The sequence below is a fragment of the Citrobacter farmeri genome (assembly GCF_019048065.1).
GTDB classification, from domain to species: domain Bacteria; phylum Pseudomonadota; class Gammaproteobacteria; order Enterobacterales; family Enterobacteriaceae; genus Citrobacter_A; species Citrobacter_A farmeri.
This window is the reverse complement of record NZ_CP077291.1, coordinates 2,888,634-2,903,370: the sequence shown is the minus strand read 5'-3', so window position 1 is coordinate 2,903,370 and position 14,737 is coordinate 2,888,634. Positions and strand designations below refer to the sequence as shown.

Here is a 14,737-nt window from a genome sequence, read left to right as displayed (position 1 = left end):
TAGTGAGCTATTAATACCAGCGGAAATCATTATATTGCTGTTTTATAATTTGATGATGTTAAGTTTTTTAATGGTTTCGCTAATGATTAGCATGGAGGTGTTTTTTTAAAATATATTTTTAGTGTGAGTAAAGTTAACGCTTTGACTTCGGTTTTATTGAATATTGTTTTCGAAATAAACTCATTTACTTAAAGGTGTTTACTGGTATTGTTCTTGCGGACTTGAATAGGGAAGTCTCTTAAGCAGAATTAAGTTGTGTCTGATTTTAAAGTAAAACACGCAACTATCCTTATTACATTTTATTGTTAATCCTTTATGTCACAACGACATGTGAAGTGGGGCTTATTTGTTGAAAATAAAATCATTGCGAATTTTATCTGCTCTTGCGTGTTATGTACCCGTTGTTTTCTCAGCGGAGCATAATGGACTGAATATTACTTCTTTGATGAAAATAGGTTCAGGGGATAGCATTACATCAAGCGCTGTTGACAAGGGCGGAATATTAGAGGTTTCTGGTCGTGCGGATAGTTCAAATATAACTGTGCGTAATGACGGCCTTATGATCCTGACAGAAGGCCGGGACAGTGGAAGCGTAATTGAAGAGGGTGGAAGACAGTATATCGCTTCAAACGAGGCGTATGCTTATGACACTCAAGTTAGCGGAGAACAGTGGGTCAGCGGTGGCTGGGTCTCAGAGACGACCATCATGAACAACGGGGTCACTCTGCTGTACTCGAATGCCACCGCTGCGAGAACGACACTCAAAGACAATGCCCGAATGGAAGTAACCCGATCTTTGGTAAGATATAGTTCTTTATACGGCACCAGTACACTGAATGTTCGTGAAGGGAGTCATACATACCTTGTCAATTTATATGACAAAAGTGCTTTGAACATTTTCTCAGATACACATGTGGATGATGTTGAAACGTATGACAACAGTACCATCACTACGCATGAGGGTAGCGTTGTGCATTTCATAACAGCTAATGATAAGAGCTTGATACAAGCTAATGGTGGTGAAATTATAAGTGTGACAATGCGCGGGGAGTCCTCAATGAGTGTTAACAGTGGAGCGACCGTTAACAGCGTTTATCTCAATGACTCCGCGTTCATGAATATCAATCAGGGAGGTGAGGCGCATAATATTAACATTCATGGTGATTTGGCAAAAATAAATTTAAATGGCGGTTCTCTTACTCACGTAAATATAGACAGAGGTGAACTAATTGCTCAGTCTGGAGAACTGCGTGGGCGTATTGATAGCCAGGAAGGGCAGGTAACGCTTGAGAAAGGCGTTATTTCAGATCAGGCCGATGTAAATCTTGAAGGGACATCTGAACTACTTCTTCGTAAATACGACTCGGACGCCTCATATTCTTTAAAATCCCTGAGTTTAAACCAGAGCGGGTCAGTGAGATTCGACAATCCACATAGTAGCGGGGGCAATGGCTGGAATATCCTGACAGTGAATACCCTGGAAGGGAACGGTAATTTTTATATGAACACAGAAGTAGCATCGCGAAAAGGTGACTTTTTGAATGTTACTGGCAACGCCTCGGGATCTCACAAGGTGTTTGTTAAAGATACTGGTGTTAGCCCGACAGAAGAACACCGTCTTCTGTTGGTAAAAGCAGCCAATGGCGATGCCACATTTTCGTTGGGGAACAGGGGTGGTGTCGTGGACCTGGGGGCATGGGAATACACTTTGAAAGAGGAAGAGCAAGGAGTCTGGGCACTCACTCCGGATTTGACAAAAATTCCAGAACCGGAACCAACCCCTGATCCGGAGCCGAACCCGGATACACCGTCTGAATCTGGGCCTGCACTGCCGCCAAAACCTGAGAACATTAAAAAACGAATCACACCATCGACGGCAGCGGTGCTGAATATGGCCGCAGTAGAGCCGCTGGTGTTTGACGCAGAATTGGACAGCATCCGTGAAAGAATTGATGGCCGCGTGTCGCTCAATCGTGACGGAGCTGTGTGGAGTACTCTCTACAACACACGTAATGACGCATCGACTTCTGCCGGTGCTGGTTTCGACCAGACGCTCACCGGGGTGACAATTGGTGCAGATCATACTTTCCGGATGCAAAACAGTGCGGCTACTACAGGTGCTTTTTTTACTTACTCACATTCGAACGTCGATTTTGACCGTGGCGGTAAAGGTAATGTGGACAGTTATTCATTAGGGGCATATGCGGGCTGGCAGCACAGTAATGGCCTGTATGTTGATGGCATTGTGAAGGTCAACCGTTTTGAAAATGATGTGCAAGGCCGCATGACAAGTGGTGGGTCTGCGAATGGAAGCTACAGCGCGTATGGCGCTGGTACTCATCTCGAAAGCGGAATACGTCTCTCCAGCGGTGATTTAAGCGTAACGCCTTACGCAGCCCTTACTGGATTTACTACGGACAGCAATAAATACGCTCTCTCCAATGGGATGCGCGCCGATGTCGATAATACCAGAATGATGCGCGCTGAAGCCGGTCTGAAAACGGCCTACCGGGTGGTTCTGGAAAACGGTATTGAGCTCCAGCCGTGGGTGAAGGCATCAGTAAGACAAGAATATGCTGATGACAACAAGATCAAGGTGAACGACGACGGACGCTTCGTGAACGACCTGTCCGGAACCCGAGGGGTTTATCAGACGGGTATCCGCGCTAAATTCACAGAAGATCTTAGCGGACATCTTAGCGCCAGCTATGCTAACGGAGCCAACATAGAGTCACCGTGGCGTGCGGCAGCGGGTATTAGTTGGTCTTTCTAAGTAATGGCGTCAACTAAGATCTGCCCGTAATAACTTACCTCTCCATGTCTCTTCTGAAAGATCCGGGGGGGAATAGACAATAATTGAGAAATATTAACTCCTCTGAGGGACTTGAAGCCTATAAAGAATAGGCTTCTTTTTTTATTGCCAGCTCTAAACTCCCTCCCCGGGAGGGGGGAATGCTTCATGGGTTTCACTAAATATTCCTAAAATGAAAAAAATGTAATGCTGGATAATTCTTAATACCTTTGGTCTAACGCTATTTAAACCTGTGAGAATAACATTCTGTACTCCTGCTAAACTGGCATTAAGCATTGGTTATATTAATGGTTCCCCTTATTTTCTTTACCTTTAATTCGGTTGCTGGTAAAAAATAGAATCACGTTTTATATCCCCTTTATCGACCCAATCATGGATATATTTATTCAGGAGACAGAACAATCATGGCAGATTCATTTCAGTCTGAAATCCCAAAGGCGCGCGTTAATATCCGGCTTGATTTACATACGGGCGGCGCACAAAAAAAAGTTGAACTTCCCCTTAAACTTCTCACCGTTGGTGATTTCAGCAACGGCAAAGCAGAAGGCCCGCTTTCAGAGCGAGAGAAAATTAACGTTAACAAAAACAATTTCAACAGTGTGCTGGCTGAACTGACGCCGCAGATGAACCTTACCGTCAAAAACACTCTCGCTAACGACGGTTCGGAAGAGAATATCCAGTTGCAATTCCAGGATATGAAGGATTTTGAGCCAGAGCAGGTTGCCCGCCAAATCCCACAGCTGCGTGCCATGCTGGCGATGCGTAATTTACTGCGTGACCTGAAATCCAACCTGCTTGATAACGTCACTTTCCGCAAAGAACTGGAAAAAATTCTGAAAGACCCTTCCCTCAGCGATGAACTGCGTAATGAGCTCAATGCGCTCGCCCCGTCCCGGAATTAATCGCGGGAAACTTTTAACGGAATAATACGAGTAAAATGCTTATGTCTCTTAATAATGAATCCCAGACTCAGGCTGGCGGCGCAACGGTAGAAAAAACGCTGCCGCAGGGTGGCGTTTACGCATCACTGTTCGAAAAAATCAATTTAACACCGGTCACAAAACTCGGTGAGCTGGACGGTTTCCAGGACAACAATATTATGGCTGAAACCTCTGCCGACGCGCGTGTTACCGCCGCGGTACAGGTATTTATGCAGTGTCTGAAAAAATCCGGACAGACCGTTGAGAAGCTGGATAAAACGCTGCTCGACCATCATATCGCCGAACTGGACTTCCAGATCAGCCTCCAGCTCGATGAAGTGATGCACAATGACGAGTTCCAGAAAGTGGAATCTGTCTGGCGCGGCCTGAAATCGCTGGTGGATAAAACCGACTTCCGCCAGAACGTAAAACTGGAAATTCTTGACCTCTCCAAAGACGAATTGCGTCAGGATTTCGAAGACTCACCGGAAATTATCCAGAGCGGCCTGTACAAGCAAACGTATATCGCGGAATACGACACCCCGGGCGGGGAGCCAATTGGTGCGATTATCTCCGCTTACGAATTCGACGCTTCGGCCCAGGACGTGGCGCTGATGCGTAACCTGTCGAAAGTCTCTGCGGCGGCGCACATGCCGTTTATCGGCTCCGCTGGTCCGAAATTTTTCCTGAAAGACTCCATGGAAGAAGTGGCGGCCATCAAAGATATCGGCAACTACTTCGACCGCGCCGAATACATCAAGTGGAAATCTTTCCGCGAAACGGATGATTCCCGCTACATCGGTCTGGTGATGCCACGCGTGCTCGGCCGTCTGCCGTACGGCCCGGATACCGTGCCGGTGCGCAGCTTCAACTACATCGAGGAAGTGAAAGGTCCGGATCACGACAAATACCTGTGGACTAACGCCTCGTTTGCCTTTGCCGCCAACATGGTGAAAAGCTTCATCAACAACGGCTGGTGCGTACAGATCCGTGGCCCGCAGGCGGGCGGCGCGGTGCAGGATCTGCCAATCCATCTGTACGATCTCGGTACCGGCAATCAGGTGAAAATCCCGTCTGAAGTGATGATCCCGGAAACCCGCGAATTTGAATTCGCCAACCTCGGCTTCATTCCGCTGTCATACTACAAAAACCGTGACTACGCGTGCTTCTTCTCGGCGAACTCCACCCAGAAACCGGCGTTGTACGACACCGCGGATGCAACCGCCAACAGCCGCATCAACGCACGCCTGCCGTACATCTTCCTGCTGTCGCGTATCGCACACTACCTGAAACTGATTCAGCGTGAAAACATCGGCACCACCAAAGATCGCCGTCTGCTGGAGCTGGAGCTGAACACCTGGGTGCGTGGTCTGGTCACAGAAATGACCGATCCGGGCGACGAGCTGCAGGCTTCCCACCCGCTGCGCGATGCGAAAGTGCTGGTGGAAGATATCGAAGACAACCCGGGCTTCTTCCGCGTGAAGCTGTACGCTATCCCGCACTTCCAGGTGGAAGGGATGGACGTCAACCTGTCGCTGGTTTCCCGGATGCCGAAGGCAAAATCGTAAATCAGGGCAGGAAGCCAATGAAGACGGAACAACCGTTATGGGGCAGAGGCGTCATGGTCTCTCCCCAGCACTTCCAGCAACAGGCCGCTTATGCGGCCTGGTCTGCGGAATGTATTGCTCAGATGGGCCTCAACCACCCCTGGGGAGTGATTGAGGCGACGTTTGAACCGGACGCGCTGAAGCTTGGACGTTTGCAGGCCCGCAAGCTGCATGTGCGTTTTCAGGACGGTACGCTTGTCGATAGCGATAATGCCGATGGGCTGCCACCGGCATTGCTGCTGGACGGTGAATCGGGTGAAACGCTGGTCATGCTGGCGCTTCCCCTGATGCGCGCCAACGGTGGCAATTGTCTGGCACCGGATGCCGTTGCGGAGCGCCCGGTACGTTACCGTCAGCGCTGGCACGATGTGCGTAACACCTTTGGGGATGATACTCGCCAGATTGCGGTGATGCAGCCTGAACTGACGCTTCGATTCTCCCATCAGAACAACAGCGATTATCTGACCTGTCCGGTTGCGCGTCTGCAGCAGGATTCGCAGGGCATGTGGGCGCTGGATGATGCCTTCCTTCCTCCGTTGATGACTGTGCAGAGCAGCCGCTGGCTGACGGTCCAGCTTGAACACCTGATGACCCAGTTACGCGCGCGCCTGACGCGCCTGATGGCAATGCGTCGCGAAAGCAACGAAAGAATGGCGGACTTTGCCGTCGCCGACGTTTCCCTGTTCTGGTTACTCAACGCGCTTAACAGCGCCGAGCCGGTGCTGGGACAGTTTCAGCGCTTCCCAAAAAGCCCCGTTGAACGGCTTTACCCGGAGCTTGCGCGCCTGGCGGGCAGCCTGCTGACGTTTTCCCTTGAGCATCAGGTCAGTGCTATCCCGGCGTATCAGCATGAGCAACTAAACGCGGTGTTCCCGCCGCTGTTTGATTTGCTGAGTGACCTGCTGGAAGCCAGCCTGCCGTCACGCGTGGTGTCCGTCGAGCTTATCCATGACAAACGTCTGCATCAGTGGCTGGCTCGTTTGCAGGATCCTCGTCTGCGTGAAGGGGCGGATTACTACCTGTCGGTGCGTTCTCACATTCCAGTGGCGCAGCTACAGGAGCAGTTCCCGCGACAGTGCAAAGTGGGGAGCCCGGATTACGTGACCAGCCTGGTGAACGCCTCCCGTCAGGGGATCCCGCTGAAGGCGCTGCGCCATGTTCCTGCCGCCATTCCTCTGCGTCTTGAAAATCAGTATTTCTCGCTCGACCTGTCTCATCCGGCGGCCCAGGAGATGCTCCAGAGCGGCAGCTGTATGTTCTACACCCCGGGCACGCTGGGTGAACCCGAACTTGAACTTTATGCGGTACTGAGAACATGAGTGACAACAAACGCGGCGCGACCGCATCCATAGATATCGATGCGCTGTTGCAGGACACCTGGTTACAGGTTATCAGCCTGCGTCACGGCCCTCAGTTTCAGGAGGGCGAAGGGCGCGTGTTATGGGACCGCTGTGTCTCCGATGCGGAGCGTATCCAACAGGCACTGAAAGCCAGCGGGATGGATGAGGCCAGCTGTCAGCATATTCTCACCGCGCAGTGCGCGTTGCTCGACGAAGCCGTCAAAAGCCGTGGTGTTCAGGATGATGCCTGCGTGCAGTGGTATGACGTTCCGCTCCAGGGGCATTTCCTGGGCACGATGGATGCGGGTGACACCCTGTGCGACCGGATGCGGGACGTTTTGCGAGAACCGACCCCGGACAGCGCAGTGCTGACCTGTTTTCAGCGCGTCATGATGCTGGGCTTTCTGGGCAGCTTCCGTTCAGTGAATGATCCCGACCGTCAGAAGCTGGTGAATGCGCTTAATCAACATGTCGAACCGTTCAGCTATCCGCAAACGCATCCGGTCCTGGCAGAGAGCCGTGCCGGTCAGGGAATAGGCGGCTGGTTTTCTTCCTGGCCGGTTCGCATTGCGGTGAGTGTGGTGGTGGTGATTGCCCTGTGGTGGGGCCTGAACCGCTGGCTGGATCAGATGCTGGTCACCCTGCTGCCAGGAGCGGTGAAATGAGTGCTGCACAGCAACGGCTGTTGGCGTTGTGGGCAGCACTGCTCAGTGCCCTGGTGTGTCTGGGCTTCTTGCCGACGACAGGCTGGGTATCGTTACTCATCCTGCTGGCGATCTGGGCCGTGATTGCGGTGGTCTGGTTCATTGCGGGCCGCGGTGCAGAGCAGCAAACCGAACTGCGTCTGGATAATCTACCAGAAGCGACTTACCGCCAGCCTGTCGTACTGGTCTGTGGCGATCTGACACAGTCCTGGCCGGCGGATTCACCGGTTCTGACGGTGACTCAGGGGTGCTGGATCCGTGTGGAAGATAACCAGGATCTGGCGCAGGTTGCCCGCCAGCTGTTGCGGCTGCGTCCGGACTGGGGGCGTCAGCTCTCGGTGATGGTCAGCGTCTGTCCGCAGCATCATGCGGATACTGAGCGGCTTACCAGTCGTCTGCTGGCGCTGCGGTGGCAAATCAGTCACCTCCGCCGGGAATCGGGGCATTCCGTTCCTGTGGTGCTGAACGGACTGACAGGCAGCGCCATGATGAACGACATACTCTGGCAGGCGGCTATCCCGGGGGAAGGGATCAGCGTCTGGCGTGAATCTGCCGCCCCGAGCCCGATATCGGCCTGGGTGACGACCGGCGGCGCCATGGCGATGCAGCAGCAGGTGCTGATGAATAGCCTGATGACCTGGTTCCACCAGCATGTCAAATCGGTATTCATGGATAAAAATCCTGATATGCCAGCAATTTCGCCTACGGCAGTACTGTGGGGTATGGGGCCAATCCTCGCCGGGAGTCTGGCTTCCTCCGTCTGGACCGCCTGGCTTTCACGCCACACCGCGCTGCAACACGTCGCTGGCTGGCAGCCTGTGGGAACGGAAAGCACGGTGATATCACTGATGCCTGATTTCGTGCTGCCGCTGCTGCCGGAAGGGCAGGGGCTTACACCGCGTCAACGAACCTGGCGCTGCGCCCTGACGCTTATTACCCTGGCCGCCGTCGTCGCATTGCTCTGTAGCGGCTGGAATAACCGACAACTTTTGCATCGTCTGAGCTTTGACATCCAGCGCTATGACCGTATTTCGATGGATGATTACGTCCCGAAAGCGGAGGCGGTAAACGTGCTGCATAAGGATGCGGCGCAGCTTGATGACTGGGCGCGTAATGGTGAACCTGTGCGCATGAGCCTGGGGCTGTATCAGGGCGAACGTCTGCGAATGCCCGTGCTGAATGCGATCCGCTCTTATGTGCCTCCGCCGCCGCCACCCAAGCCGAAAGAGAAAGTGGTCCCGACCATCGTCCGCCTCGACAGCATGTCGTTGTTCGATTCCGGCAAGGCCGATCTCAAACCCGGCTCCACTAAACTGCTGGTGAACTCGCTGGTCGGCATTAAGGCCCGGCCGGGCTGGCTGATTGTCGTCGCCGGGCATACCGATAATACCGGCAACCCGCAATTAAACCAGACGCTCGCCCAGAAACGTGCCGAAGCGGTGCGTAACTGGATGCGCGACACCGGTGACGTGCCGGAAAGCTGTTTTGCAGTGCAGGGCTACGGCGCAAGCCGCCCTGTTGCCACGAATGACACCCTGGAAGGCCGGGCGCTGAACCGGCGTGTCGAAATCAGTCTGGTACCGCAGGCCAGTGCCTGTCAGATACCGGGCAAACCCCTGGCGCCATCGCAGGATGATGACGCCATTCAAAATGAAATGGAGAAGTAACATGGCAATTCCCGTTTATCTGTGGCTGAAAGACGATGGCGGCGCGGATATTAAAGGTTCCGTTGACGTAAAAGATCGTGAAGGCAGCATCGAAGTGGTGGCGCAGGATCACTCCCTGTACATCCCGACGGATAACAACACCGGCAAGCTGACCGGTACCCGTATCCATACGCCGTTCCTGTTCACCAAGGAAATCGATTCGTCCAGCCCGTATCTGTACAAGGCAGTGACCACCGGCCAGACCCTGAAGTCTGCGGAATTCAAGTGGTACAAAATCAATGACGCGGGCCAGGAAGTTGAATATTTCAACACCAAACTGGAGAACGTGAAGCTGGTGAAAGTTGCCCCCAAAATGCACGACATCAAAGATCCTGCGATGGAAAAACACAACCATCTGGAAATGATCGAGCTGCGTTACGAAAAAATCACCTGGACCTACAAAGACGGCAACATCATTCATTCCGATTCCTGGAACGAACGTACCACCGCGTAAGTCTTTGCGGGCAGGTTTCCTGTCCGCAGTTTTTTGCTGAGCGCCTGAAGACTCAGGCCCTGAGCAAAGAATCACACAATCTGCCCGCCTGACCTGATGCGCTTTGGGTTCCTGATGAAGAGGGAACAGCGACGGGCGGTAGCGTGCCCGGAAAAAAGAAGAGAGAGAAAATGGAAAACTCAGCCGTCCTGTTACGCCGTCTTAATCCGTACTGCGCCCGCGCGCTGGAAGGGGCAGCCTCCCTGTGTCAGACCCGGGCGCATGCCGAAATTCTTCCGGAGCACTGGTTGCTCAAGCTACTGGAGCAGGGCGAAGGCGACCTCACGGTGCTGGCCCGCCGCTACGAATGGGATATGGACGGTATGTGGCAGGCGTTGCTGGGCTGGCTGGATACACTTCCGCGCTCGGTGCGCAGCCGTCCGGCGCTTGCGGACTCGCTTAACGCGCTGCTGAAACAGGCATGGATGATGGCCTCATTGCAGAATGAGGAACAAATCCGCAGTCAGCACCTGCTGATGGCCCTGACGGAAAGCCCGAAACTTATCCGCTGCGACGGCCTGTGGCCACTGCTGACTCTCGGTCAGAGCCAGCTTGAACGTTTACGTCCGCTGCTGGATGTACAGTCGGACGAGCGTCCGGACGTGCAGCAGGAAGAAGAGCTGGCGCAGGGTCATGGCGGAGATGTGGAAATCATCGGTCGCCCGGCAGGTGCGGAAGTGAAGGAAGGCGAACTGAGCCCGGCATTGCAGAACGTGCTGGACAAGTTCACCCTCGACGTTACCGCTAAAGCCAGAGAAGGCAAAATCGACCCGGTGTTCGGGCGTGACACGGAAATTCGCCAGATGGTGGATATTCTCTCGCGTCGTCGTAAAAACAACCCGATTCTGGTCGGCGAGCCTGGCGTCGGTAAAACCGCGCTGGTCGAAGGCCTGGCGCTGCGTATCGCCGAAGGGAACGTGCCGGAAAGCCTCAAACCGGTCATCCTGCGCACCCTTGACCTCGGCCTGCTGCAGGCGGGCGCGGGGGTGAAGGGCGAATTTGAACAGCGTCTGAAGAATGTGATTGATGCCGTTCAGCAGTCCCCGGTGCCGGTTTTGCTGTTTATCGACGAAGCGCACACCATCATCGGCGCGGGCAACCAGGCGGGCGGCGCGGATGCGGCCAACCTGCTGAAACCCGCACTCGCCCGTGGCGAACTGCGTACCATCGCCGCCACCACCTGGTCGGAATACAAACAATATTTCGAACGTGATGCGGCACTCGAACGCCGCTTCCAGATGGTGAAAGTCGATGAGCCGGACGACGACAGCGCCTGCCTGATGCTCAGAGGGCTGAAATCCCGCTATGCCGAACATCATAACGTGCACATCACCGACGCGGCGGTACGCGCCGCCGTCACCCTTTCCCGCCGTTACTTAACAGGCCGCCAACTGCCGGACAAAGCCGTTGACCTGCTGGACACCGCTTCCGCCCGCGTGCGCATGAGCCTCGACACCGTGCCGGAGTCGCTCACCCACATCCGCGCGCAAATCACCGCGCTTGAAATGGAAAAACAGGCGCTGCTGGAAGACATTGCTTTCGGCAACCATGCGCACGGTGAACGCCTGGCGACCATCGAACAGGAAGAAAACGCGTTGATTGTTGCGCTCGACGAACTGGAAACCCAGTATGGCGAAGAGCTGAAACTGACCGAACAACTGCTGGAAACCCGCCAGGATATATCCCGTCAGGCTGAAACGCAGGCCCTGCAACAGCAACTGAACGGCATGCAGCGCAGCAACCCGCTGCTGGCAGTGGATGTGGACGTGCGTACTGTTGCTACCGTCATCGCCGACTGGACCGGCGTGCCGCTGTCTTCACTGCTGAAAGACGAACAGACCGAACTACTGACGCTGGAAAATGAAATCGGCAAACGCGTGGTTGGCCAGGACGTGGCGCTCACCGCCATTGCCCAGCGCCTGCGTGCCGCCAAAACCGGGCTGACCTCCGAGAACGGCCCGCAGGGCGTGTTCCTGCTGGTTGGCCCGAGCGGCACCGGTAAAACCGAAACCGCGCTGACGCTGGCTGATGTCATGTACGGCGGCGAAAAATCCCTGATCACCATTAACCTCTCCGAGTACCAGGAGCCACACACCGTCTCCCAACTGAAAGGTTCGCCGCCGGGCTACGTCGGCTACGGCCAGGGGGGAATCCTCACCGAAGCGGTGCGCAAACGCCCGTACAGCGTGGTGCTGCTGGATGAAGTGGAAAAAGCGCACCGCGACGTGATGAACCTGTTTTATCAGGTGTTTGACCGGGGCTTTATGCGCGACGGCGAAGGGCGTGAAATAGACTTCCGCAACACCGTGATCCTGATGACCTCCAACCTAGGCAGCGACCCCCTGATGCAGTTATTGGGTGAAAAGCCGGACGCCACCGAAGGCGAACTGCACGAACTGCTGCGCCCCATCCTGCGCGATCATTTCCAGCCCGCGCTGCTGGCGCGTTTTCAGACCGTGATTTACCGCCCGCTGGCGGAAACAGCGATGCGCACCATCGTCGAAATGAAACTTGCTCATGTCAGCAAGCGCCTGCATCGCCATTACGGCCTGCTCACGCAGATCGACGAGAGCCTGTACGACGCACTCACTTCCGCCTGCCTGCTGCCGGACACCGGCGCGCGCAACGTCGACAGCCTGCTCAATCAGCAAATCCTGCCGGTACTGAGCCAGCAGTTACTTCGCCATATGGCCGCGAAACAGAAGCCGACGACGCTGACGCTGGGATGGAGTGAAGAAGAGGGAATTGCGCTTGAGTTTGATGCAGCCAGAGGAGAAGGATGATGAGTACCAACCCGGCTATTCGATTCACCCACAACCACCATTTACTGGCGGTTAAAGGCACCCCCTCCGAACTCGATGTACTGGCCTTTGAAGGCCAGGAAGCCCTGAGCCGGCCGTTCAGCTACCGTATTGAATTCACAAGCACTGACCATGCCATCAGCAAAGAGATGATGCTGATGAAGGCCGGTTCCCTGACGCTGCAGGCCCCGGTGGAGCAGGGCTCTGGCATTAAAATACAGCAGCCGGTGCGGGTGATTCAGGGTGTGGTGAGCGGCTTTGAACGTCTGAGCACCTCAAAGGATGAAACCCGTTATGCGCTGACATTACAGCCGCGGCTGGCGCTGCTCGACCGTTCGCACCAGAACGCCATTTATCAGGACATGTCGGTCCCGCAGATTGTGGAAAAAATCCTGCGCGAACGCCACGGCATGCGCGGTCAGGATTTTCTGTTCTCGCTTGCAAAAGAGTATCCGCGCCGCGAACAGGTGATGCAGTACGGTGAAAATGACCTGCACTTTATCACCCGCCTGCTGGGGGAAGTCGGCATCTGGTTTCGCTTCACCACCGACACGCGCCTGAACATCGACGTGGTGGAGTTCTACGACAGCCAGCAGGGATACGAGAAAGGCCTGACCCTGCCATCGGTGCCGCCGTCGGGCCAGCACTCGGAAGGGGGGGATGCGGTCTGGAGCATGGAATGCCACCACAGCGTGGTGCAGAAGCTGGTCAGCACCCGCGACTACAACTACCGCCAGGCCACGGTCGACATGAACAGTCAGGCGGATGCCACGGGCGGCGACAGCACCACTTACGGCGATGCCTATCACTATGCCGATAACTACCTGACGCAGGGTAGCGCAGGCCGCAACCCGTCTCCGGAGTCCGGGGCGTTCTATGCCCGCGTGCGTCACGAACGCTATCTGAACGGTCAGACACGGCTCAGCGCGATGACCTCCTGCCCGACGCTCTCTCCGGGTATGCTGCTGAAAGTCACCGGCGGCAATGAAGTGGCGGAGGTTTACGCGAAGGGCGTGGTTATCACCTCGCTGACCAGCCACGCCCGTCGCGACCGGGATTTTGAAGTGCACTTCGGCGGCATTCCGGACAGCAGTGATGTTGGTTTCCGCCCGGAACCGGGCAAACGCCCGGTGATGGCCGGCACGCTACCGGCCCGCGTCACCAGCACCACCCAGAACGACACCTACGGCCATATCGACAAAGACGGCCGCTACCGCGTCAACATGCTGTTTGACCGTGATAACTGGGAAACCGGTTTTGAAAGCCTGTGGGTGCGCCAGTCCCGCCCGTATGCCGGCGACACTTACGGCCTGCACCTGCCGCTGCTGGCAGGCACCGAAGTGGCGATTGGCTTTGAGGACGGCAACCCGGACAGGCCCTACATCTCCGGCGTGCTGCACGACTCGGCGCACGGCGACCACGTCACTATCCAGAACTACAAACGCAACGTCCTGCGCACGCCGGCGAACAACAAAATCCGCCTCGATGATGAACGCGGTAAGGAGCATATCAAGGTCTCAACGGAGTATGGCGGAAAGAGTCAGCTGAACCTCGGACATTTGGTGGATGCCGAAAAGCAGCCGCGCGGGGAAGGTGTTGAGCTGCGCACAGATGATTGGGTGTCTGTCCGTGGAGGGAAGGGGCTTTTGTTGACTTCGCAAGCCCAGCCTAAGGCAATGGCACAGCAACTCAGCATGGATGAGATTAAGCGGCAATTATCGGATGCATTATCGCTGGCACAATCCTTGTCGAATCTAATGGAAACGGCAAAGCTTGATCCACTTGATCATGGTAATCAGCAGCAGTTTTTACAGCAAAACGTTGATAAATTACAACAGCCTGTAATTATTGCCGGTGCGCCTGGCGGTATTGCAATGTCCACACCTCAACATCTTCAATTGAGTGCTAATCAAAATCATATTTTAACATCCGGAGCAAATACAGAAATATCTGCCCTTAAGCGTATTGCGCTGGTGGCGAAAAAAGGTTTTGTAGCTTTTACACACAGTGTAGGAATGAAACTTGTTGCTGCATCTGGAAAAGTGGAGATTCAGGCTCAAACAGATGCTATGGATCTTTTTGCGAATAAAACATTAACCATATGCAGCTCCGAAGATGAAATTATCATTTCCGCGAAGAAAAAGCTGACCCTGCAGTGTGGTGGCTCATATATAACGATTGACCCTGCAAAAATTGAAAACGGCACGGGCGGAAATTTCAATGTTAAGAGCGCGAATTTTGATTATGCTGGCTCAGCTAAATTGAATGCTACATACCCAAAATTTACAGCATGTGAAAATGCCGCATCTGAAGGGGCCAGTCAGGGTGAAGCAACGATCACTTTAAGTTAGGGA

General features: G+C 54.5%; 9 protein-coding genes. All 9 read left to right on the top strand.

Translation table 11 applies throughout. The features are described 5' to 3' along the window. Positions 1–346: 346 nt before the first annotated feature. The 9 genes from I6L53_RS13720 to I6L53_RS13680 all read left to right on the top strand — a co-directional run bounded on the left by I6L53_RS13720 (position 347) and on the right by I6L53_RS13680 (position 14,734). Positions 347–2,773 (top strand): autotransporter outer membrane beta-barrel domain-containing protein, encoded by a 2,427-nt coding sequence (locus tag I6L53_RS13720; RefSeq protein ID WP_042319952.1) that lies wholly within the window; start codon positions 347–349, stop codon positions 2,771–2,773. A 443-nt stretch (positions 2,774–3,216) separates the two neighbouring features. Then, the gene (gene tssB, locus I6L53_RS13715; protein ID WP_042319950.1) at positions 3,217–3,714 is read left to right on the top strand and encodes a type VI secretion system contractile sheath small subunit; all 498 of its coding nucleotides are present in this window, start codon (positions 3,217–3,219) and stop codon (positions 3,712–3,714) included. 35 nt (positions 3,715–3,749) lie between these two features. Beyond that, positions 3,750–5,300 carry a type VI secretion system contractile sheath large subunit gene (gene tssC, locus I6L53_RS13710; RefSeq protein WP_042319948.1) on the top strand — a complete coding sequence of 517 codons (1,551 nt, stop codon included), beginning with the start codon at positions 3,750–3,752 and terminating at the stop codon, positions 5,298–5,300. Between the two features lie 17 nt (positions 5,301–5,317). Further along, positions 5,318–6,658, top strand: coding sequence for a type VI secretion system baseplate subunit TssK (gene tssK / locus I6L53_RS13705; protein WP_042319946.1), 1,341 nt, complete (start codon positions 5,318–5,320; stop codon positions 6,656–6,658). Then, positions 6,655–7,344: a type VI secretion system protein TssL, short form gene (gene tssL, locus I6L53_RS13700; RefSeq protein ID WP_042319943.1), complete on the top strand. Its 690-nt coding sequence runs from the start codon at positions 6,655–6,657 to the stop codon at positions 7,342–7,344. Before tssK ends, tssL begins: the two co-directional genes overlap by 4 nt. Continuing rightward, positions 7,341–9,050 (top strand): OmpA family protein, encoded by a 1,710-nt coding sequence (locus tag I6L53_RS13695; RefSeq protein WP_042319942.1) that lies wholly within the window; start codon positions 7,341–7,343, stop codon positions 9,048–9,050. Before tssL ends, I6L53_RS13695 begins: the two co-directional genes overlap by 4 nt. A 1-nt stretch (position 9,051) precedes the next feature. After that, a complete protein-coding gene (locus tag I6L53_RS13690) occupies positions 9,052–9,543 on the top strand; it encodes an Hcp family type VI secretion system effector (protein ID WP_042319939.1) in 492 nt (163 codons plus the stop codon). 170 nt (positions 9,544–9,713) lie between these two features. Beyond that, the gene (tssH, locus tag I6L53_RS13685; RefSeq protein WP_042319937.1) at positions 9,714–12,365 is read left to right on the top strand and encodes a type VI secretion system ATPase TssH; all 2,652 of its coding nucleotides are present in this window, start codon (positions 9,714–9,716) and stop codon (positions 12,363–12,365) included. Further along, positions 12,365–14,734, top strand: a complete 2,370-nt coding sequence (locus tag I6L53_RS13680) for a type VI secretion system Vgr family protein (protein WP_084196582.1) — start codon at positions 12,365–12,367, stop codon at positions 14,732–14,734. The genes tssH and I6L53_RS13680 overlap by 1 nt, the downstream gene beginning before the upstream one ends. Positions 14,735–14,737 lie beyond the last annotated feature (3 nt).